Origin of the sequence: Clostridium aciditolerans, from assembly GCF_016316925.1 — a bacterium.
GTDB classification, from domain to species: domain Bacteria; phylum Bacillota; class Clostridia; order Clostridiales; family Clostridiaceae; genus Clostridium_AM; species Clostridium_AM aciditolerans.
Genome location: NZ_JAEEGB010000039.1, coordinates 12,791 through 35,685 on the forward strand (window position 1 = coordinate 12,791; position 22,895 = coordinate 35,685).

The window sequence follows — 22,895 nt, forward strand, 5'->3', positions numbered from 1 at the left end:
TATAACTCTTTTGTTACAATTTAGTTACAGTTTGCTAAATATTTCATAGATAATTTAAAATATACTTTGACTTTCTTTGACTTTTGTATTATTCTTTTATTAAAGAGCAATATAATAACAGGTCGAGGTGAAAATTAATCATGAATATAGAAAAAATGACTATAAGAGTACAACAAAGCTTAAATGAGGCTCAGCTAATGGCGGTTAAGTATAATCATCAACAAGTGGATGCAATTCATCTATTTTCAGCTTTGCTAAATCAAGAGGACGGATTAGTACCTAATATATTTGAAAAAATGGGTATAAATTTAAAAGAGCTAAAGAAAGATACACATCTTCAATTAGATAAAATGCCTAAGGTTTTAGGAGAGGGTGCACAAAGCTCAGGAGTTTATGCAACTAGAAGAATAGAAGAAGTCTTAGTTAAAGCAGGCTCTATAGCTGAAAAGTTTAAAGACTCTTATATAAGCGTAGAACATGTTATGATAGCTATTATGGATATAGACAATAAAGGTGTGGTTGGAAACATACTGAATAAATTCAATATACAAAAATCAGATTTTATGAAGGTATTATCACAAGTTAGAGGAAGTCAAAGAGTTGATACGCAAGATCCTGAGGGAACTTATGATGCACTAGCTAAGTATGGAACAAATTTAGTGGAATTAGCTAAAAAGCATAAGTTAGATCCTGTTATAGGGAGAGATGAAGAAATAAGAAGAACTGTTAGAATTCTTTCAAGAAGAACTAAAAACAACCCAGTACTAATTGGAGAGCCTGGTGTAGGTAAAACTGCCATAGTAGAGGGATTAGCTGAAAGAATTATAAGAGGTGATGTACCAGAAGGGTTAAAGGATAAGATAATATTCTCTTTAGATATGGGAGCTTTAATTGCTGGTGCTAAATACAGGGGAGAGTTTGAAGAGAGATTAAAAGCTGTACTTAAGGAAGTACAAGGCTCAAACGGAAGAATAATATTATTTATAGATGAAATTCATACTATAGTGGGAGCTGGAAAAACTGATGGAGCCATGGATGCAGGTAACCTTATTAAGCCTTTACTTGCAAGAGGAGAACTTCATTGTATAGGTGCAACCACCTTTGATGAATATAGACAATATATTGAAAAGGATAAGGCCCTGGAGAGAAGGTTCCAGAAGGTTTCTGTTGATGAGCCTACTGTAGAAGACACCATTTCTATACTTAGAGGTTTAAAGGAAAGATTTGAAATACATCATGGTATTAGAATTCATGATTCTGCTATTGTAGCGGCAGCAAAACTTTCAGATAGATATATTCAAGGAAGATTTTTACCAGATAAGGCAATTGATTTAATAGATGAAGCTGGCGCTATGATAAGAAGCGAAATAGATTCTCTTCCAACGGAACTAGATATGGTTAGAAGAAAGCTATTCCAATTAGAAACTGAAAGAGAGGCTCTATCAAAAGAAAATGATAAGGCATCAAAAGCACGACTTCAAATATTAAGTAAAGAACTTGCAGAGCTTAAGGGAAAAAATGATGAAATGACTGCTAAGTACGAAAAGGAAAAAGGTCATATCCTAGAAATAAGAAATTTAAAAGCTCAATTAGATGAAGCAAGAGGAAATATTGAAAAATACGAAAGAGAATATGACTTAAATAAGGTGGCAGAATTAAGATATGGACTTATTCCAAATCTTGAAGCAGAAATAAAGGAAAAAGAAGAGTCTATGAAGGAAAATTATGAAGGAGCGCTGCTAAAAGAAGAGGTAACGGATAATGAAATATCCGATGTAGTAGCTAAATGGACTGGAATTCCTGTGTCTAAATTAGTAGAGGGAGAACGTGAAAAACTATTAAAATTAGAAGAGGATTTACAAAAGAGAGTTATAGGTCAAGAAGAGGCAGTTAGAAGTGTATCAAATGCAGTTATTAGAGCAAGAGCGGGGATGAAGGATGAAAAAAGACCAATTGGTTCCTTTATATTCCTAGGACCAACTGGAGTAGGTAAAACAGAGCTTGCAAAGACTTTAGCTAGAAATTTATTTGACAGTGAAGAAAACATCATAAGAATAGACATGTCCGAGTATATGGAAAAGTATTCAGTATCAAGACTTATAGGAGCTCCTCCAGGATACGTAGGCTATGAAGAAGGTGGTCAGCTAACAGAAGCGGTTAGAAGAAGGCCTTATTCAGTAATTTTATTTGATGAAATTGAGAAGGCTCATGAAGATGTGTTTAATGTATTCCTTCAAATTTTAGATGATGGAAGACTTACAGATAACAAAGGAAAAACTATAGACTTTAAGAATACTATAATAATAATGACCTCTAATATAGGAAGTAGCTATCTTTTAGAAAACAAGGGTGAAAACTCTATAGATGAGAATATTAGAGCTGCTGTAATGAATGAGATGAAGGGAAGATTCAAGCCTGAATTCCTAAATAGATTAGATGACATAATATTATTCAAACCGTTAAGTAATGAAGGAATTAAGAAGATAATAGATATATTCCTGCAAGATGTGAGAAAGAGACTTCAGAATAGAAATATTACTATGAAAATTACAGAAGCCGCTAAGGAACTTTTAGCTAAGGAAGGCTACGATCCTGTTTATGGAGCTAGACCGCTAAAAAGATACATTGAAAATACATTAGAAACAAGCATAGCTAGAAAGATAATAGCTGGTGAAATCTATGATGGATGTATTATAAACATTGATACTGATGGTGACAATATTGTAATTAAAAATGAATTGAATTGATGAAAAAATAAGATGGCAAGAGTATTTTTCTCTTGTCATCTTATTTTTTCGGCAGTTTGTTATTAATTAATAAATAAAACTTTATAAAGACAATTATTTAATATTTTTAGTAATTAGCGTATAATAAGAGTAATTTCATACTAAGGAGGAATATTGATGAATCTTAAGATAGGACATAAATTAGCAATTGTATTTAGTATCATTTTAATAACCTTTTTTATAAATATTATAATAAGTATAAATATAATTCAAAAAAATAAGGATGGCATTACAAACGTTAGAGAACTCACTTATAAACAGGTAGAGTATTCAACTCATATTAATGAATCCATTATTCAAGTGCAGCAGTTTCTCTCTGATGCATCGGCGACAAAAAATACAGATGGCTTTAATGAAGCTGATAAATACAAAAAAGAATTTAAAGATTCAATAAAGAAATTAGAAGAAGTTAATCCAAAAATGAAAGATAGAATTGAAAATATAAACAGTGATTTTGATAAGTTTTATGAGCTTGGAGTTAATATGAGTCATACGTATATAGATAAAGGCTATGAACAAGGAAATATATTGATGGAACAGTTTGATCCAATGGCCATAAAATTATCAAATGAAACTAAGCAATTAAGTGAAGATAGTAAAAATTCTATGGATATAGAGCTTGAGAATATTACCAATAGAATGAATAATAGTTTAATAATATCTTTAGCATTAGGTACTGTTTCATTAGTAGTATCTATCTTCATAATTTTAAGGCTTACTAAAGGCATAACAAAACCAATTAATAGTATGCTAGTAATTCTTAAAGATCTAGAAATGGGAGAAGGGGATTTAAGAGAAAGAATAAGCATAAAATCGAGAGATGAAATAGGTATTATGGCACATTCTTTTAATAATTTTATGGACAAACTATCTCAAATGATAGGAAATATTAAAAATAATTCAGTTACCGTTGCTAATAGTTCTAAAACTTTGAATAAAAGTAGCATTAAGATAGAAGATAGAGCAATGGAAATAAATAATAGTGTTACAAATGTGAAAAATGATATTGAAAGTATAGCTAGTTCTGTAGAAGAGGTCACAGCAACTGTAGATAATATAGCACAGGCATCATATAATACAGCTGAAGGCACACAGGAGATATCTAGTATGTCGGAACAAATAAATGATATTGCATTTCAAAGTGGTAAAGTTGCATTAGAAGCTAAAATGGAAATGGACAAAATAAAAAAAATATCATCTAATACTGTAGAATTAAACAAAAATTTAGGAATCAAGGCTAAAGAAATAGAAAGAATAGTTGATACCATTAAGCAGATTACGGATCAGACAAATTTATTAGCTTTAAATGCTTCTATAGAAGCTGCTAGAGCTGGAGAAAATGGTAAAGGCTTTAGCGTGGTTGCAGAAGAAATTAGAAAGTTAGCTGATAACAACATTAATTCTACAAGAGTGATTTCAGAGATTGTAAGTAGTATTCAAGAAATAATTAATGACACTATTAGTTCTACTATGGATGTAGTAGAAAATATTAAGCAGGGAGATATTATGGTAGGGGATGTATATAATCAACTCCAAGATATAATAAATGGAATTCAGAATATAAATAGTAGAATTGAAAATATAGCATCTGGTTCTCAAGAACAAAGTGCTTCTATTGAAGAACTTTCAACAAATATGGAATCGATAAATAATAGTAATTCTCAGATATCTTTAGTCATAGATAAAATAGCAAATAGCATAGATATTCAAACAGAAAATATTTCAGAGTCTAGTGAAATGTCTTCAAAATTAAACAATTTAGCTGAAGAGTTGAACAATTTGGTTAATAAATTCAAAACTGTTTGATTATCAGGTGGTGTTAAAAAATTATTCTAACTTGAAGCAAATTCACTGAACACATTATATCTTTTGGTAAAATGTGTTCAGTGAATTTGTATCCTCTTATTTAAATTCCCAAAAATCAAGGCTCAGGTTTCCATATTGATATATGCTCTTCAATAAGTTTGGAGATTTATTAGTGTCACCAGCACCCATTGCAATTAATAAAGGTATAAAATGCTCACTCCTTGGGACTGCAAGCTTTGAATAAGGAGCTATTTTTTCATAATTGAACAATTGAGTCAAATCCCATTTATATAATTTGTCTTTAATCCAAGTATTAAAATCATAGGCCCATGAATTTATATTATTCTCAGAAGTATAATTTAACATAGAAAGATTATGAACTATTCCACCGCTGCAAATAATAAGTACATCCTCTTTTTTCAAAGCTTCTAATGCTTTTCCTATGTTATATTGTTCCTCATTTGATAACTTAATATTTACTGACATATTTATAACAGGTATATCTATGTTAGGATAAATAAGTTTAAGTACCGTCCATGCACCATGATCAATTCCTCTTTTAATGTCTAAATTGCTGGAAATTCCATTTGTTTTAAGTAGCTCTTGAACCTTAAGTGCCAAATCCTTATCAGATCTATTTTTATATTGTATAGTATATAATTCTTCTTCAAATCCATAGAAATCATATATCATGTCATAGTTTTCAGAAGAGCCTATGGATTGAATATTAGACTCCCAGTGAGCCGAGAATATAACTATGGCCTTAGGTTTGTTTATGGTTTTAGCATAGTTTCTTAAAAATTCTGTATATTCATTGTTTTGAAATATGATATTTGGAGCACCATGTCCTATAAATAACGATGGAAGCATCTATAACACCTCTTTCATATCTTATTATTCTTTATATAATAAGCAATCTTTAATAGTATAATAATAGTATATATTAATAATTATTATTTGTAAATAAAGATAGTTATTAATATATTGCATAAAATGGTAAGATAAACTTAGAAGATTATGATGAACTGAGATCTGCGATAGAGTATATTAATAATTATATGAAAATAGAATTTTATCCCCTAGTTTAATGCTAGGGGAAATTAATATTTAATAACTACCTGTAAATAAATCAAAAGCTTTATTAATATCATCTAAATCTGTTCCCCAATCACGCCTAACATTTTCTGGATCTAGAATTCTATAGTGAAAAGTAAATTTATTTTGTTGAAGCTTCCATCCATTTTTCGATTTTAAAGTATACCAAAATACTTTACCTCCCAAAGTTTTGGTAGGAATATTCATAAAACCCATAAAGATCACTCCTTAAAAAATACTTTGTAAAATTATAATTATTTAGCTCATGGTTATAAAAATATTTTATTCCAGGAAGACTCAAAGTGTTTATAATAAGGATAAACAATTAGATATAGTTGAGAAAGACGTTATAGAGTCTTTAATAAAATCAGAAGTGGTTGATAGAATTAAATGTTGAAGAAACAAAACAGTACATTAAAGAAGGCCACTTTGCGCCAGTTTCTATGCTTCCAAAGGTTGAGGCAGCATTAAAATTTGCTGAAAGCAAAAAAGGTAGAAAGTCCTTAATTACTTCTCTTGAAAAAGCTAAAGAAGGTATAGAAGGAAAAACTGGCACTTTAGTTGTTGATAACTAAAATTTAGTTATTCATAGTCTTCAAAAAACTCTCATTCCCAGCCTAAGGATATTAATATATCCTTAGGTTTTTTGTTGAGTAAAATATTATTGATAATTTTATTATGAAACAGAATTATATTAATACTATAAATAAAAATAATTTGATATACTGAAATAAGAATAAAATATTAAAAATTATAAATAAATATGCATTTTTAGGAGATTTCTATGTTTGATATTAAAAAAATAATTGTGTTTTTATTTGTTTTAATCCTACTCCTTTATATGATAAGATTATCAATTTTTACAAGGCGAAAATGGCAATTTAGAACATACACATTTATTATTTTATTTTTAGGACTATTGTTATTTACAATTGCTACATTTCTTGATATGGTATCACCTATGATTAAGACTCAACATGTGCACATACTTATAAGAATACTCTTTACATTGGGAGCGATTATTTATACATCAGGTGTAATACTGTGGAGTCATTATACAAAAAAAGTAATTGAAAAGCTTGAGGAAATGACTTTAAAAGATGCAATGACAGGTTTATTTAATAGAACAGGAATAGAAAGAGTATATAAAACAATTTGCGAATCAAACAATCCTTTTTTCGTTATTGTTTGCGATCTTGATGGAATGAAGAAAATTAATGATAAATATGGTCATCTTCAGGGAGATAAGTATATTATAAGTACTGCTAAAATTATAACTGATGCAATAGGAGAAAAAGGATATGTTGGAAGAATTGGAGGAGATGAGTTTGTTATAATTTTAGAATATCAAGATACACAACAAGTGCAGCAGGTCTTATTAAAAATAAAACAGTTGGTATATGAAATTTTTACTGAAAAAAACACTGGAATAAGTTTGGGATACTCATTATTTCCTTATGATGGAGATGCTCTTGAAGAGTTAATAAAAGTTGCAGATAAAAAGATGTACGGCGATAAAAAAAGCAGAAAGATACATGCTTAGTTTTATATTAATATTAGAGAAGGAAAAGTATCTGAGAATATAAGAAATTAGTGATTTATTTGGTTTCTATAGGTTTTGGAGTTGGTAATCATATATCCCAAAAATCTCATCATTATAATAATTTATGGAATCATAGGAAATGTTTATGTGTTGAAAAACGGCTTAATTAAATATATACTGTAAAACAAGTATGTAGGGGACTTTATGAAAAATACAAATCTACTTTTCCATACATTATCCTCAATATTATCTTAAAGATATATTGTAAATTTGAAAGGAGAAATTTTGATGGGATTTTTTGTAACGTCTAGAGATATAGGGATAGATTTAGGGACGTCAAATACTTTAGTATATGCAAAAGGAAAGGGTATTTTATTAAGAGAGCCTTCCGTTGTAGCTATAAATACTACAAATAGACAAGTACTAGCCGTTGGTTTAGAGGCTAAGAATATGATAGGTAGAACGCCTGAAAATATTGCAACTATTAGACCATTAAGAGATGGAGTAATTGCCAACTTTGATATTGCTCAGCAAATGCTTAAAAAATTTATTGAAAAGGCTAGTGGCAAAGGTGCTTTCAAAAATTCTAGAATTGTAATTTGTCATCCTTCAGAAGTTACCGAGGTTGAGAAAAGGTCAATTAATGAGGCAGCAAGCCAGGTTGGAGCACGTAAGATTATGCTAATTGAGGAGCCTGTAGCTGCAGCTATAGGAGCAGGTCTGCCTGTAGATGAACCAGTTGGAAGCATGATCATCGATATAGGTGGAGGTACTACTGAGGTGGCAGTTGTCTCTCTAGGAGGAATTGTTACAAGTAATACTGTAAAAGTTGCAGGAGATGAATTAGACGATACAATTATTAATTATATTAAAAGAGAGTTTAATGTAATGATAGGAGAAAGAACAGCGGAAGATGTTAAAATTGAACTAGGTTCCGCCTATGAAGATGAGGATGAAGTAGAAAAAGATATGCAAATAAGAGGACAAGATTTAATGACAGGGCTTCCAAAGGTTATTACTATAACAGAAAGTCAAATACGAGAAGCTTTGAAAGAGCCAGTAGCTTTAGTAATTGAAGCAATTAAAGCCACTCTTGAACAAACTCCGCCAGAGCTTGCAGCAGATATAATGGACAAAGGAATAGTGCTTTCCGGTGGTGGCGCACTTTTAAAAGGATTAGACAAGCTTATACATAGTGAAATACATATACCTACTTGTATTGCAGAAAATCCTCTTGAATGTGTTGTGCTTGGTGCAGGTAAGTGTTTGGATATGATAGATAAGGTTTAATATAGACTTAAAAGAAATATAAAACTCCAAACAAAAAAGTTGACTTATATCTCTATATAAGTCAACTTTTTACCTTATAACTTTATACTTATTTGTTAAGAAAATAAGATGAAGCCATAGTTTAACCATTAAACCAGCAGGTGATGATAAAGAGTAAAGGAATTTTATTATATAGCCTTATCTAAATCATATCCTAGTTTTTTAGCTCTGTAATAACAAGATACAAGACCTGCCACATCATATCTGGCATCATGAAAACCAACCTCTTTGCAGTTAAAAAGCCTCTTTGCTCCTTTAAGAACTGTAGACTCATTCACCTCAAGAAAGGTCATGGTTTCTTCCAATCTAGGATTCTTTAATCTACCGGTTTTTGTTGTTGCCTTTACTATTGATTTGAAGAATTCCATAGTACAAAAAAATCCTTTTGGCGACCAATTTATATTGTTTAATCTATTAAATTCTGCAGTGATAAACTTCTGATCAAATCTTACATTGTGGGCAATAAATATACCACCATTTAAATCTTCAGCTACTTCTTTAGCTACATCTTTGAATTTGCGTCCATTAGATAGAACTTTTAATGTCTTTATATCAAAGCCATGAACTGCTTCTGCTGAAGGATCAATATAATCTACGGCAAAAAAGAAATTTTTCGCAAAAGAAACTTTTTCTTCTCCAGAATCATTTATATCACATACGCAATATGTAAGTTGTAGAATTTCACCAGGTTCTAAGCCTGTAGTTTCTGTATCTATAAAAATCTTTTTCATAAAATTACAATCTCCTTAGTGTGTTATGTTAAATTCATTTCTTTTTTACTACAATTATTTATTATAGCTTCATAAAAACATATTTTCAACATTAGCTTCCAATAATTAATTTTATTAATTAAGTTTATATAGAGTTATGGTTCTGAGAATTTATTCAGAAATCTTATAATTATGATAGCAAATACATATATAAATAGTTGACATGATTTTAATTTGATGATAATATAGTTAATAAATATATAATATATAATAATAAAAACCATATTTATAGAGGGAGTAACTGCCTGTAATTTAACAGGATTCAAAGTCGTCATTTCGGATAAAATCCCGGCTTTGATAACATTTAATGTTTAGTGAGACTCTATAGCTAGGAATTTTTCTAGCTATAGAGTCTTTTATTTTAGCTAAATTTTTAGTTTGTAAAGTAAAAATGAGCAAAGTGAGGAGGTGATTATTATAGACTTTGTAAATACTTTGGCAAATCAGCTTATGTACATAGTTAATGAAGTAGGCTATGCTGCAGTAATAGCAATTACTGCTTTAGAATATGCTTGTTTTCCTATGATGCCTAGTGAAGTTATATTGCCTTTCATCGGGGTTACTGCAGCGCAGGAAAAGATTACATACTTTGGAGCAATATTTTCAAGTATTATTGGAGGATTAATTGGTTCTCTTTTATGCTACCTTTTAGGATATTATGGTGGAAATCCTCTAATAGAAAAAATGAAAGTAAAATTTCCAAAGATAAAAGGAAGTATTGAAGTAATAAATAAGTGGTTTGAAAAATATGGCAAGCTAGCAGTGCTTTTTACAAGATTAGTTCCACTGACTCGTACATACATTTCAATCATAGCCGGGACAACTAAATTAGGTATGACAACATTTATCTTATTTTCAATGATAGGAATAATGATATGGAATTCAATACTTATTACACTAGGATATTTTATAGGCCATAATTGGAGTTACATTGAATTTATCATGAAGCAATATAGTATATTTGCTTCAGTTATTATTGGAATAGTGATTATAACAGCTATTTATAAAAGAAAAAAATACAAGGTGTGCAGTAAGTAGCAGGGCAGAGTTCTTATGAATTTATGATAATAAAATTTGATAGAAGTTTTAAGGGGGATGTATAATGAATGAATTTTACAAGAAATCGTCAAATGAAGTTATAGAAACGTTAGGTGTTACAGATAAAGGTTTAAATGATGAAGAGATAAAAAAGAGAAGAGAGCAATATGGCTTTAATGAATTAGAAGAAGCTGCAAGGAAGAGTCACTTACAGGTATTTATCGATCAGTTTAAAGACTTTTTGGTTATTATATTATTAGCTGCGGCACTTATATCTGCTTTTCTTGGAAAACTTGAAAGCACGCTTGTAATTATGGTAGTAATAACAATCAATGCGATTCTTGGAACTATACAGCATATTAAGGCTGAGCAGTCCTTGAAAAGTCTTAAGGCTCTTTCGTCACCAACGGCTAAAGTTCTAAGAAATGGACAAAAGGTAGAAATTCCTTCACGGGAGCTAGTAGTAGGAGATATTTTATATTTTGATGCTGGAGATTATGTAAGTGCAGATGGTAGAATACTAGAAACTTACAGCCTTCAGGTAAATGAAAGTTCTCTAACAGGAGAATCTGAAAGTGTGTTAAAGGTGAGTGAACCAATAGATGTGGACAACATATCAATTGGAGACAGGAAGAATATGGTGTTCTCTGGGAGTTTTGTGACCTATGGTAGAGCAGTTGTACTAGTTACTGGTATAGGTATGAATACTGAGATTGGTAAGATAGCTAATTTGCTTGAGAATGCAAAGGAAAAGAAAACACCTCTTCAAGCAAGCTTAGATAGCTTTGGAAGAAAACTTGCTATTGTTATACTTGCTATATCAGCGTTTATCTTTGCCTTGGATATATTTAGAGGACGTGAAATAATTGATTCCTTTATGTTTGCAGTATCCCTTGCGGTAGCAGCTATTCCAGAGGCATTAAGCTCTATAGTAACTATAGTGCTTGCTCTTGGAACTCAAAAGATGGCTAAGAAAAATGCCATAGTGAGAAAGCTTCACGCAGTTGAAAGCCTTGGTAGTATTTCTGTAATCTGTTCAGATAAAACAGGAACCTTGACACAAAATAAGATGACAGTTCAAAAGATCTACGTTGACAACAAGGTACTGAACCATGATGATTTGGATAAAAATAAGGTTATAGAGAAGAAGCTTATACTAATGGCATTATTATGTAATGATGCTATTACTACCGAAAAAAAGGAAATTGGTGATCCAACTGAAGTTGCACTAGTTAACTTGGGTGAAATATATGACATGGACGAGCTATCTATCAGAAAGGACTATCCAAGATTAGGAGAGATACCCTTTGATTCTGATAGAAAATTGATGAGTACTGTTAGTAAGCTTAAAGATAGGCCAATTATAATTACGAAGGGTGCACTGGATGTACTTTTATTGAGAGCTGTAAAGATAGAAACCTCAAATGGAATAAAAGAACTTACTGAAGAAGATAAAAAGGAAATAGAAAAGATAAATAAAGATTTTTCAAAGAATGGACTTAGAGTACTAGCTTTTGCATATAAAGATATAGAAGAAGGCAAAGATATTAGTCTAGAAGATGAAAAGGACTTAACCTTTGTAGGACTTGTAGCTATGATGGACCCACCAAGGCTTGAGTCTGCAGAAGCAGTGGCAAACTGCATCAGAGCTGGCATTAAACCAGTAATGATAACAGGTGACCATAAGATAACTGCATCCGCCATAGCAAAACAAATAGGTATACTAAAAGATGAAAAAGAAGCTATGGAGGGTTTTGAATTAGAAAATATAAGTGATGAAGAATTGAAGCAAAAGGTTCAGGATATTTCCGTCTATGCTAGAGTATCACCTGAGCACAAAATAAGAATAGTAAGAGCTTGGCAGGAGAGAGGCAACATAGTTGCAATGACAGGAGATGGTGTAAATGATGCACCAGCTTTGAAGCAGGCTGATATAGGAATTGCCATGGGAATAACAGGTACAGAAGTTGCAAAGGATGCTGCATCTATGGTACTAACAGATGATAACTTTTCAACTATTGTGAAGGCTATATCAAACGGAAGAAGCATATATGAAAACATCAAAAATTCTATAAAGTTTTTACTATCGGGAAATACTGCAGGAATACTATCTGTACTTTATGCCTCCTTAGGAGCATTACCTGTTCCTTTTGCTCCAGTTCAACTTTTATTTATCAATTTAGTTACAGATAGTCTTCCAGCTATAGCTATAGGACTTGAGCCCTATAATCAAAACATTATGAAAGAAAAACCAAGGGATGTAAATGTTCCAATCCTCAACAAGTCCTTTGCATTAGAAGTTATTTTAGAAGGGATGCTAATAGCATTAAGTACTATTATAGCCTTTCATATAGGATTATCAACAGGGGATGCTTCAGTTGCAAGCACAATGGCTTTTGCTACTTTGTGTTTAGCAAGACTGATACATGGATTTAATTCAAGATCTAAAGAATCAATATTTAAAATAGGAGTATTTTCAAATAAGTATATATGGATTGCGACTATAGTTGGTTATTTGCTTCTAACAGCAGTCCTAACCTTTAGACCACTTATGGGAATATTCGAAGTCACAGCATTAAATGCTAGCCAACATGGATATATATATGGATTGTCCTTTATTCCATTAATTGTAGTTCAAATCTATAAATTAGTATTTATAAAACCTGAAAAGTAATATTCCATTTAGAAATATATTTTAATTATAAAAATCTGACATATATATTTATTATGTCAGATTTTTTATAACCATTTTAAAATAATAACTGATACTGCTTAATAAGATATAAGGATTAAAGTTCACTTAATACATTATCTAATTCGGCTATCAAAAAGTTTATATTATCCTCAGTGATAACAAGAGGTGGTTGAAAGGCTAAAACGTTTCTATCTAAACCATTCTTACCTATAATTATACCTTTATCCTTCAATGCTTCAAGAATAATATCTGTTTGATATGAAGCTGGATCTCCATCTTGGTCTATTAGTTCAACGCCCAGCATAAGTCCAATGCCTCTAACATCTTTAATAATTGAATATTTATTTTTAAGCTTAATTAATTTATTTTTTAGCTTTTCACCTAAATTTGAGGCTCTTTCACATAGATTATTATTCTCTATATAATCCAGTACAGCAATCGCTGTTGCACTGGAAACAGGATTACCGCCTAAGGTAGAAGCTGAGGGTTTGTTAAAGGTCGCTGCTAATTTATCATTTGTGCAGAAGGCTCCAATAGGCACACCATTTCCTAGAGCTTTTGCAACAGTAATAATATCTGGAACAACATCATAGTTTTCTATTGCAAACATTTTTCCTGTTCTTGCAAAACCTGTTTGAATTTCATCAATGATTAAAAGTATATTATGTTTTTCTAAAAGCTTCTTTAAGTCTTTAAAATACCACTGAGGTGGAGTTATTATGCCGCCATTACCTTGAATAGGTTCAGCTATCAATGCGGCAATATTTTCAGAACCTATATTTTTTATAGCTTCTTCTACTGCATTTAATGATTCAGCAGCAGCTATATCGAGGGGTTTATCTTTGCTATATGCATTTTGTACAAAAGTAAAACAATCATCTAGGTTTGGATCAGTTCTCCACATTGGAATTGCTGTTGCGCTCATTGTTAAATAGGTACGCCCGTGAAGGCTGTTTTTTAATGCAATAAACTTATGTTTACCTGTATATAAACGAGCTAATAAAAGAGCCCCTTCATTTGCCTCAGAACCGGAACAGCAGAAGAAGGAATGATTTATATCTCCGGGCAATAAATAAGATAACTTTTCTGCTAAGTCCACCATAGGCTGAGTTAAATATATTGTTGTAGTATGCTGCAGCTTCTGCATTTGTTCAATTGCAGCGCCAAGTATTTCAGGATTACAGTGACCACAATTCATTACTGAAACTCCTGCAAAAAAATCTAGATATTTTTTACCTTCAGAATCAAATAAATACTGCATTTCACCTCTAACTATTTGAGGAGGATTTTTATAAAAATGATTTGAACATGGGAATAAATAATCTTTTTTCTTTTTAATTATTTTTTCAGGTCCTATAAAATTATTCAAAGCTTATACCTCCTTAATCAAACTGTAAAGCTCCTAGAGTATAACCGGCTTTCATAGGTTTTAGTGAAGAATATAGTTCATTACATATATCTAAGTTATCAAGAGCTTTTCTATAAGAATATAGAACTCTAGTTAAATCCTCTAAGTTGTAGTGACAAGCTTCAATTCTAAAACGGCTTAATCCAATACTATTAAGCTCTTTTAAGAATGGAAGATAACATAAATCTTTATAAAGCAATAAATAATTTTTTCCGTTATTATCACGGTAAACTGGATGTTCAAAGCCTTTATCATCTACTAGCACTAATACATTATTATCCGTGTATTTATTATCTTCTTTTTTAGAAGGAGTATGGACTTTTATATTTTCGTATAAATCATGTTCTAAATATAATACTGCAGGTGAACCCTGAACAATTAACTCCAAAGGCATAGGAGCTTTTTTTACCATTTCAATTAAATCTTTTAAAGGAGTTTCTACGGATACTGCAGCTACAGACAACCCTTGTTTTTTATAGAAGTTAGCAGATAATTCATTATAAATATTTAAGCAGTAATCACCAATAAGCTCCAGATTTATATTTTTAAATTTATGTATAGCTCCTAAGTTAGTTACTAACAAACCATCTAAGCCAAGATTATTTTCATTAAGTAGATGAGTATATTTAGAAAAATCATCTTCAAACATCATTCTTGGGAGACCAAGGTATATTTTTCTTTGCTTTTTATTTTGGGTCAGCTCAAGTATTTCTTTTTTACTAAATGGCTTATTAGGCTCAAAAACTTCACCAGAAAGATAAATAGCATCAACATTTTGTTCTAGAGCAATTTTAGCTTGTTCAAAAGAATTAACTCTTACACTAAGAATTGGCTTTTTATTTGAAGTTAAGTTTTCAAGTAAAGTTTGTTTTATGGTATGTACTCTATCTTCAGTTATTTCAAACTCTTCTACTGGATTGCTGAAAACTTTACCATGGCTGTAAAATACACCAGTACCCTCGTAGCGCCTATTTATATTTTTAAGACCAGGTTTTTCAAAAGCGTATGCTGTAGATAAATCTCTTTTACGGCTTTCAAATATGCTCATAGAATCTTTTTTTCTATCAAAGCATATAGGATCATCAATATATCTATCAATAGCATCACTGTAAAAGTTTATAAGGCGAATTAAGTAATCAGAATCTCTCATTCTGCCTTCTATCTTAAAAGATATAATACCTGCTTCGATTAATTCAGGTATATGTTCGTACATACACATATCCTTTACTGCCATAGGATATTCTGTTAGATAAACTAAACCATCTTTTTTTATTTTGAAATCCCAGCGGCATGGTTTCATGCAAAGACCTCTATTACTGCTTTTACCGAAAAGCATACCACTATATAAGCATTGTCCACCATGTGATATACACATATCACCATGTACAAAATACTCAAATTCCATGTTAGTTTGAGCATATAGAGCTTTAATTGTTTTTAAATCCATTTCACGAGATGCAACAATTCTAGTTATTCCTAAATTTTTTAATGCTTTAATGCTTTCTAAATTATGAACATTCATCATTACTGAGGAATGTATATTAAGATTTAAGTTTAGTTCTTTAATTAATTCTAATATACTTAAATCTTGAATAATTAAAGCATCAGGTTGTATGCTTTCTAAAAATTTCAAGTATTCTTTAGCATCCTTTAAATCCTTTTGATTAAAGAGATTATTTACTACTACATAAACCTTTTTGTTTAATGAATGAGCAATCTTAACAGCACTACTTAGTTCTTCATTTGTAAGATTATAATCTTTTCTATGCATACGCATATTTAAGATTTTACCACCTAAATATACTGCATCTGCGCCACTATGAATAACTTTTTCAAATATTTCAAATGTGCCAGCAGGTGCAAGTAATTCTACTTCTCGATTATTAAAAAATCTAGCCATAAATTTATACACCTTTCTTAATGATAATATTTTATTTTATTAAGCTGCTATCTGATACATCATCAAATTTTAAATCAGTTTTAATAAGATTTTTAGCTTTAACCCACTTTAGAACTTCTTCAAATTCACTTTTAGAAGGTGTAGTGGCTTTTGTGTATTTTGGCAAAGTTAAAGAATCCTTAACTGTAGGAGGAAAACCTGCCTCTTTTATTACTAAATCAATATATTTTTCTTTTTTCTCTTTGCCTATATAATCTACAGCTTTATTGTAAGCTCTATAAAATGCTTTAATCTCATCTTTTTTTGTATCTATAGAATTTTGAGTAAATATTAATACTCCAGCATTGATATTTAATGCATCAGAACTACTTAATACTTTATTACCCTCTAAAGCGGCAAGGCTTGCCAATGGTTCTGGTAAAGCAGCCATATCAATTTTTTCGTTTTTAAGCATTTCTAATCTTGTAGGAATTTGAGGCACTGAAACCTTGTTTATGCTGTCTGGGTTAATATTTGAAGAGCTTGTCATCCTATCTGTTAAATATTCAATTATTGTATTTTTAGAAATCCCTATACTTTTACCTTTAATTTCGTCCATTTTTTCAATATTTGAATTCTTACCTGATAATAACTTAAAACCTCCATCTGTTTGTGAAGTCATTTTAATATTAAATTTTTTATCATTTAGTAAAGCAACAGAAATCATATCAGATACAGCGCCATCTAGATTTCCAGTTTGAAGAGCAGAATCTCTATCAACTGCACTTTTGAAGTGTTTAATATCAACTTTAATGCCTTCTTCTTCAAAGTATCGATTATTTTTAGCAATTATAAAAGGAACAGAATCTAAGTCTGGCATAACGCCTATTGTTATAGGTTTCATATCTTTGGCAGGCTTTTCTTCAGTTTTATTTTTGTTATTGGAACAGCCTAAGAGAGAAACAACAAAAACAATTATTAATAAGGGTAAAAAAATTTTTTTCTTCATATTATATCTCCTCCATTTAACAGCAAATTTTTTAATTTACTATTTTATATTCATTATTTGTAACTTTAAATTTGTCTTTTAATCCGGAAGTTATATAAACTTCTTTATTACTGTTAACTAGAATAGCATCTACATCTTCAATAGATTCAATGAACTTTAATCCATCCTTTACTCCCAATGTGAAAAGAGTTGTTGAAAGAGCATCGCCGTCAATTGATTTGTCTGAAACAATTGTAGTACTTACTAGCTGATTTTCTACTGGATATCCAGTAAAGGGATTTAGTATATGGTGATATTTTTTACCATCCTTTTCAAGGAAACGTTCATAAACACCAGAAGTAACAACGGATTTATTGTTAATATTAAGTACTCCAAGGTGCTCTCCACGGGATTCAATAGGATTTTGAATTCCAATACTCCAGGCGTCTTTAGTAGGACTTTTACCAAGGGCATATATATTTCCACCAAGGTCTATTATTGCAGTTTTTATACCTTTTGATTTAAGGTATTCAACTATTTTGTCAGCAGAATACCCTTTAGCAATGCCACCTAAATCAATTATCATATTCTTGTTTTTTAATTTCACTGTGCTGTTGTCTTCATCTAATAAAATATCATTATAATTTATCTTGTTTTTGGCATCTTCAATTTCTGCAGATGATGGTACTCTAGCATGATTTGAACCTATGCCCCAAAGCTCTACTAAAGGACCTATGCTGATATCAAAATTTCCTTTTGATAAATCTGAATAGTATTTTCCCTTTTTAATAACCTCAAAGGTTTCAGGAGAAACTTTTACTGCCACTTGACCTGAGTTTTGATTGATTCTAGATACTTCACTATTAGAAATGTTTATACTCATCTTATTTTCTATATCTTTTAGTATATCAAATACATTATTAAATACTTCGTCGGAAGGATTATCATATATTTTGATATTTATATATGTTCCTAGAAAATAGCCAGATTTACTTTGTGGGGAAGTTGTTTTTGATTTTTTATCTAAGTCTAGGTATTTAAAGCCGAATATAAGAATTGAAAAAGTTGCAATAAAAAATAATGTAACAGCAATTTTTTTTTTAGTTAATTTCATAGCTTCCTCCTAATATATTAGATGTTCGATAAATATGGTTAATATTTTATCAAAGTTTTTATTGACAACATATAACGACGTAGATTATAACATTAATGGTTTTTATAGTAAAGAAGTAATAGAGCTTAAACAGATTAAGTAAATTAAGTAAATGGCCTAACTGTGAACAATAATTACTAAATTATTTTTTATGAACAAATTCCGTGAAAAAGTAGAAAATTTCCATGAATATGATAAAATTTGTATGAAGATTGTGTTTAAAATAACATGATTGTTGAATTGTTATCAATGTGGAATTATTTATGTATTTAACAGTTTTAGGAGGTAGGTTAATGAGTACCAAAAAGAAAATAGTAATTATTGGTGGTGGATACGGTGGAGTTCTAACTGCTAAAAAACTTGCAAAAAAGTTTGGCAAAGATAAAAGTGTAGAAATAACACTTATTGATAAAAAACCATATCATACACTGCTGACTGAGCTTCATGAAGTTGCAGCAAATAGAGCTCCTGAAGAGTCTATCAGAATTGATTTGAAAAAAATATTTGCAAAAAGAAATGTTAACGTTGTACTCGATGAAATCGTTAATTTTGATTTTAAAGAAAAGACTTTAAAATCAGAAAACAATTCATATGATTATGACTATTTAGTTATAGGAACTGGATCTAAACCAACTTACTTTGGTATACCAGGAGCTGAGGAATATACTCAAAAGCTATGGTCATATGAAGATGCAGTTAATTTAAAAGAGCATATTCTTAATATGTTTAGACAAGCAGTAAAAGAGCCTAATAAAGAAAAAAGACAAAGTCTTTTAACTTTTGTTGTAGTTGGCGGTGGATTTACTGGTATTGAAATGATCGGTGAATTAGGAGAATGGAAGAACAGATTATGTAAAGAATTTTATATAGATAAAGAAGAAGTAAAACTTTATGTAGTAGATGCAATGCCAAAGATTTTACCGATTTTCCCAGATAATTTAATTAAAAAAGCTGAGAAAAGACTTGAAAAATTAGATATTGAAATTATAACAGGTGCAGGTATTACAGAAGTTACAAAAGATTCCGTAACAATGAAAGATAAGGGAAGTATAAAGACTAAAACTGTAGTATGGGCAGCTGGTGTTGAAGGAGCAGACCTTGTTGGCAATATGGAGTTACAGCAGCAGGGTAGAAAAAGAATTGTTACAAATGATAAATTGCAAGCTGTAGATTATGAAAATGTTTATGTTGTTGGAGATAATATTTTCTATATTCCAGAAGGAGAAAAAAGACCTGTTCCTCAGATGGTGGAAAATGCAGAGCAAGCAGCTCCAGTAATTGCTAACAACATTTATACAGATATAAGAGGTGGACAAAAGAAATCATACAAGCCAGGTTTCCATGGTGCTATGGTATGTATAGGTGGACGTTATGGTGTAGCACATATCGGTATGCCTGGAAAGTTCATTGGATTATCAGGTTTTTTAGCAATGTTCGTTAAACATTTTATTAACATGGTATACTTTTTCCAAGTTGCTGGATTTAATAAGTGCTGGTCTTATTTAATTCATGAATTTTTCCATGTTAAAGATAAAAGAAGTTTTGTTGGAGGACATTTTGCTAAATCATCACCTAACTTTTGGTTAGTACCATTAAGAATTTTTGTTGGATACAAGTGGTTAGAGCAAGGATTGCATAAGCTTCCTAAGATTATAGAAGATCCTTCAAATATTTTCTTAATACCAGCACCACCATCAGTAGATGGTAACAGTGCGGCATCAGCAGCTAAAAGTGTTGCAGAAGCTGCAACTCAAGTAGCAACTTTACCAGTACCAGAATTTTTGAAAAATATCGTTGATTGGTCTATGAATACTTTCTTTTACACAGGAGATGGTGGTTTTACAGTTTTAGCGAAAATTTTCCAGACATGCATGGTAGTAGGGGAAGTAGTAGTTGGAATATTATTAATAGCTGGATTATTTTCAGCACTTGCATCAATTGCTTCCATTGTTATGGGTACTATGGTTTGGTCTTCGGGAATGGCACCATATGAAATGTTATGGTATCTAGGTGCTGGGGTGGCTCTAATTGGAGGTTCAGGAAGTGTCTTTGGATTAGATTGTTATGTATTACCAGTATTAAAGAAATATTGGAAAAAGATAAGAATTGTAAAGAAATACTATTTATATACGGATTAAAAAAATGCGATGCATTTTTTAGAGGATAGAGGACAATTGACAGAGGACAGAGAAGGTGAGTTTTCTTCCTTACGTCAGAAAACTAACTTATTTTAAGTATGTGTTTTTGTAATGCTAAACATAGACTTATATTATAGATTAAAGATTTTCCGTAGTGTAAGGTCAAAAAATCCTCATTCACGGTCCACTGTCAATTGGCAACTATAATCAAATGTCCTTTTAAAGAGTGCTTTAAAAGGACATTTGTGATTATATAGATAGTTACCAAATATTAAATTATAAGTTAATAATTTTGAATTGAGTTATTTTAAGGGAACAATTATATTTATAGTAAAATCAACGATATGAAGGTGATTAGATGAAAAAGTTTGATGTAATCATAATAGCAAGTATTTTAGTGGTAGCTGGAGTTTTTTTTGGAATAACTAAATACAAAGAACTTTATACAAAAAAGAATAGTAATGAATTATATGCTTACATATATTCACAAAACAAATTATATAAGGCGGTTAATATTGGAGATAACCATTCAGAAAGTATTGAGATTAAAGGTGATTTTGGAAAGAATGTTGTTAAAATTCATGACAACGGAGTAGAAGTAGTAGAGGCAGAATGTGATGACCATATATGTGAAAAAGCAGGATTTAAAAATAAGGTAGGTGACCTTATAGTTTGTCTTCCAAATCAACTATTTATAGAGATAAAAGGAACTCAGGAGGCTGATGTGGATGGAACGTCAAAGTAAATCAGCGGTAAGTATGACAAGAACACAGAAAATGATTTTTATTACCATGTTAGTTTCTCAAGCAATGGTTCTTAGCATTATAGAGAAAATGCTGCCTTTAAATTTTGCCATACCCGGTGCAAAACTTGGCTTAGCAAACATTATAACATTAACTTGTATATATCTTTTTTCTTTTAAAGAAACTTTAGCGATTATAATTTTAAGAACAATAATGACTTCTTTCATTGGAGGCTCTCCATCAACCTTCTTATATAGTATAGCTGGCGCGGTGGTAAGTTTTTTTGTCATGTATATATTGATTTCTATAAGTAGAGAGAAAGTAAGTACTATGGGAGTAAGTATAGTAGGCGGAGTTTTTCATAATATAGGGCAATTAATTGTTGCAATGATTATTATAGAAAATGCAAAAATATTTTATTATTTACCTCTATTAATGTTAACAGGGGTAGTTACAGGAATGTTCGTAGGTCTATGTGTTAAATATTTATTATCATATTTAAAAAGATTAAAATACTTTAGTTAGGTAGCAAAGGTGATTGAAATGAGTGAGTTTTGGAAAAATTATCCTGAGATTTTTGAAGAATTAAATGATGTAAAAAATATAATGAAAAAGAGCATAAAAGGTTCAGATGCTTATTTAAATAATTCCATTATACCTTTAGTTGAACAGGGCGGCAAAATGTTGAGACCTGCTTTTGTTTTGTTATCGGGAAAATTTGGAGAGTACAATGGCGAGAAAATACGCAATATTGCAGCTGTAGTAGAAATGCTTCACTTGGCAACATTGATTCATGATGATATAATTGATAACTCTAAACTTAGAAGAGGCTGTGATACTATTCAGTCTAAATATGGAAAGGATTTTGCAGTTTATGCTGGAGATTATTTATTTTGTCACTGTTTTGACATGCTTTCAAAACATGATTATTCAATGGAAAATTTGAGGAATGTCTCTAAAGCTATTAAGAAAATATGTATAGGAGAAATTAGACAAAATTATTTTAGATATACAAGCAAAATTAATTTTAATAAATATATAAGAATTATTTCAGGAAAAACAGCAGCTTTATTCTCATTAAGTTTTATGTTAGGGGCAAGTGAAGCAAAATGTGATTTACCTTTAGTAAGAACTTTAGGAAAAGTGGGATATAATATTGGAATGGCATTTCAGATTATTGATGACTTGCTTGATTATACAGGAGATATAGAAAAACTAGGTAAAGCTACTCAAAATGATTTAAAACAGGGATATTATACATTACCAATAATATTTGCACTGGAAGAAGATAAGAAGGGTGAGTTGGCAAGTATTTTAGATAGTTCTAGTTTTGAGAAAGATGATATTAAAGCAATATTTGAATTGGTTAAAAAATTTAATGGAATAGAAAAATCTAAGGCGTTAGTAGAAAGATATTCTAAAAAAGCTTTTGAAAACATTAAAAAGTTGCCGGACTGTGAAAGCAAAATGATACTGTCAGAGGTGCTGCAAACTTTAATTCATAGAAAATATTAAGAGTATTCT

The 22,895-nt window shown here is 30.6% G+C and carries 17 protein-coding genes and 1 pseudogene; 11 read left to right on the forward strand and 7 right to left on the reverse strand.

Going from position 1 to position 22,895, the window contains the following annotated elements; all coding sequences use genetic code 11:
- The first annotated feature begins 140 nt into the window (after positions 1-140).
- Both clpB and I6U51_RS21170 read left to right on the forward strand, forming a co-directional pair.
- Positions 141-2,747 (forward strand): ATP-dependent chaperone ClpB, encoded by a 2,607-nt coding sequence (gene clpB, locus I6U51_RS21165; RefSeq protein WP_211144552.1) that lies wholly within the window; start codon positions 141-143, stop codon positions 2,745-2,747.
- A gap of 156 nt (positions 2,748-2,903) precedes the next feature.
- Positions 2,904-4,592 (forward strand): methyl-accepting chemotaxis protein, encoded by a 1,689-nt coding sequence (locus tag I6U51_RS21170; RefSeq protein ID WP_211144553.1) that lies wholly within the window; start codon positions 2,904-2,906, stop codon positions 4,590-4,592.
- Between the two features lie 96 nt (positions 4,593-4,688).
- On the opposite strand, the gene I6U51_RS21175 is transcribed toward I6U51_RS21170, so the two are convergent.
- Both I6U51_RS21175 and I6U51_RS21180 read right to left on the reverse strand, forming a co-directional pair.
- On the reverse strand, positions 4,689-5,462 hold the full coding sequence (locus I6U51_RS21175; protein WP_211144554.1) for a DODA-type extradiol aromatic ring-opening family dioxygenase: 774 nt from the start codon (positions 5,460-5,462) through the stop codon (positions 4,689-4,691).
- Positions 5,463-5,699: 237 nt separating this feature from the next.
- Positions 5,700-5,903 carry a hypothetical protein gene (locus I6U51_RS21180; RefSeq protein WP_211144555.1) on the reverse strand — a complete coding sequence of 68 codons (204 nt, stop codon included), beginning with the start codon at positions 5,901-5,903 and terminating at the stop codon, positions 5,700-5,702.
- 194 nt (positions 5,904-6,097) lie between these two features.
- On the opposite strand from I6U51_RS21180, the pseudogene I6U51_RS21185 reads away from it, so the two are divergent.
- From I6U51_RS21185 to I6U51_RS21195, 3 genes and pseudogenes are all read left to right on the forward strand, one after another.
- Positions 6,098-6,262 (forward strand): annotated as a pseudogene (locus tag I6U51_RS21185) (carbamate kinase); the annotation flags it as partial.
- 209 nt (positions 6,263-6,471) lie between these two features.
- Positions 6,472-7,230 (forward strand): GGDEF domain-containing protein, encoded by a 759-nt coding sequence (locus I6U51_RS21190; protein ID WP_211144556.1) that lies wholly within the window; start codon positions 6,472-6,474, stop codon positions 7,228-7,230.
- Between the two features lie 288 nt (positions 7,231-7,518).
- Positions 7,519-8,520 (forward strand): rod shape-determining protein, encoded by a 1,002-nt coding sequence (locus I6U51_RS21195; RefSeq protein ID WP_211144557.1) that lies wholly within the window; start codon positions 7,519-7,521, stop codon positions 8,518-8,520.
- 167 nt (positions 8,521-8,687) lie between these two features.
- Here the strand turns inward: I6U51_RS21195 and I6U51_RS21200 are convergent, their stop codons facing one another.
- The gene (locus tag I6U51_RS21200; RefSeq protein ID WP_211144558.1) at positions 8,688-9,290 is read right to left on the reverse strand and encodes a 3'-5' exonuclease; all 603 of its coding nucleotides are present in this window, start codon (positions 9,288-9,290) and stop codon (positions 8,688-8,690) included.
- Positions 9,291-9,764: 474 nt separating this feature from the next.
- On the opposite strand from I6U51_RS21200, the gene I6U51_RS21205 reads away from it, so the two are divergent.
- Positions 9,765-10,367, forward strand: a complete 603-nt coding sequence (locus I6U51_RS21205) for a DedA family protein (RefSeq protein WP_246517577.1) — start codon at positions 9,765-9,767, stop codon at positions 10,365-10,367.
- A gap of 64 nt (positions 10,368-10,431) precedes the next feature.
- The gene (locus I6U51_RS21210; RefSeq protein WP_211144559.1) at positions 10,432-13,041 is read left to right on the forward strand and encodes a cation-translocating P-type ATPase; all 2,610 of its coding nucleotides are present in this window, start codon (positions 10,432-10,434) and stop codon (positions 13,039-13,041) included.
- Positions 13,042-13,156: 115 nt separating this feature from the next.
- Here the strand turns inward: I6U51_RS21210 and I6U51_RS21215 are convergent, their stop codons facing one another.
- The 4 genes from I6U51_RS21215 to I6U51_RS21230 are packed head-to-tail and all read right to left on the reverse strand — an operon-like array spanning position 13,157 to position 18,451.
- On the reverse strand, positions 13,157-14,431 hold the full coding sequence (locus I6U51_RS21215) for an aspartate aminotransferase family protein (protein ID WP_246517578.1): 1,275 nt from the start codon (positions 14,429-14,431) through the stop codon (positions 13,157-13,159).
- 13 nt (positions 14,432-14,444) lie between these two features.
- Complete coding sequence (locus I6U51_RS21220; RefSeq protein ID WP_211144560.1) at positions 14,445-16,370, reverse strand: peptidase U32 family protein; 1,926 nt, start codon at positions 16,368-16,370, stop codon at positions 14,445-14,447.
- 31 nt (positions 16,371-16,401) lie between these two features.
- The gene (locus tag I6U51_RS21225) at positions 16,402-17,358 is read right to left on the reverse strand and encodes an ABC transporter substrate-binding protein (RefSeq protein ID WP_211144561.1); all 957 of its coding nucleotides are present in this window, start codon (positions 17,356-17,358) and stop codon (positions 16,402-16,404) included.
- 31 nt (positions 17,359-17,389) lie between these two features.
- Positions 17,390-18,451, reverse strand: coding sequence for an FAD:protein FMN transferase (locus I6U51_RS21230; protein ID WP_211144562.1), 1,062 nt, complete (start codon positions 18,449-18,451; stop codon positions 17,390-17,392).
- Between the two features lie 332 nt (positions 18,452-18,783).
- Here I6U51_RS21230 and I6U51_RS21235 point away from each other — a divergent pair, with 332 nt between their 5' ends.
- The 4 genes from I6U51_RS21235 (at position 18,784) to I6U51_RS21250 (ending at position 22,886) form a co-directional block, all read left to right on the forward strand.
- Complete coding sequence (locus I6U51_RS21235) at positions 18,784-20,628, forward strand: NAD(P)/FAD-dependent oxidoreductase (RefSeq protein WP_211144563.1); 1,845 nt, start codon at positions 18,784-18,786, stop codon at positions 20,626-20,628.
- A 358-nt stretch (positions 20,629-20,986) separates the two neighbouring features.
- Complete coding sequence (locus I6U51_RS21240; protein WP_211144564.1) at positions 20,987-21,373, forward strand: NusG domain II-containing protein; 387 nt, start codon at positions 20,987-20,989, stop codon at positions 21,371-21,373.
- Complete coding sequence (locus I6U51_RS21245; RefSeq protein ID WP_246517579.1) at positions 21,357-21,896, forward strand: Gx transporter family protein; 540 nt, start codon at positions 21,357-21,359, stop codon at positions 21,894-21,896. The genes I6U51_RS21240 and I6U51_RS21245 overlap by 17 nt, the downstream gene beginning before the upstream one ends.
- A gap of 18 nt (positions 21,897-21,914) precedes the next feature.
- Complete coding sequence (locus tag I6U51_RS21250) at positions 21,915-22,886, forward strand: polyprenyl synthetase family protein (RefSeq protein ID WP_211144565.1); 972 nt, start codon at positions 21,915-21,917, stop codon at positions 22,884-22,886.
- Positions 22,887-22,895 lie beyond the last annotated feature (9 nt).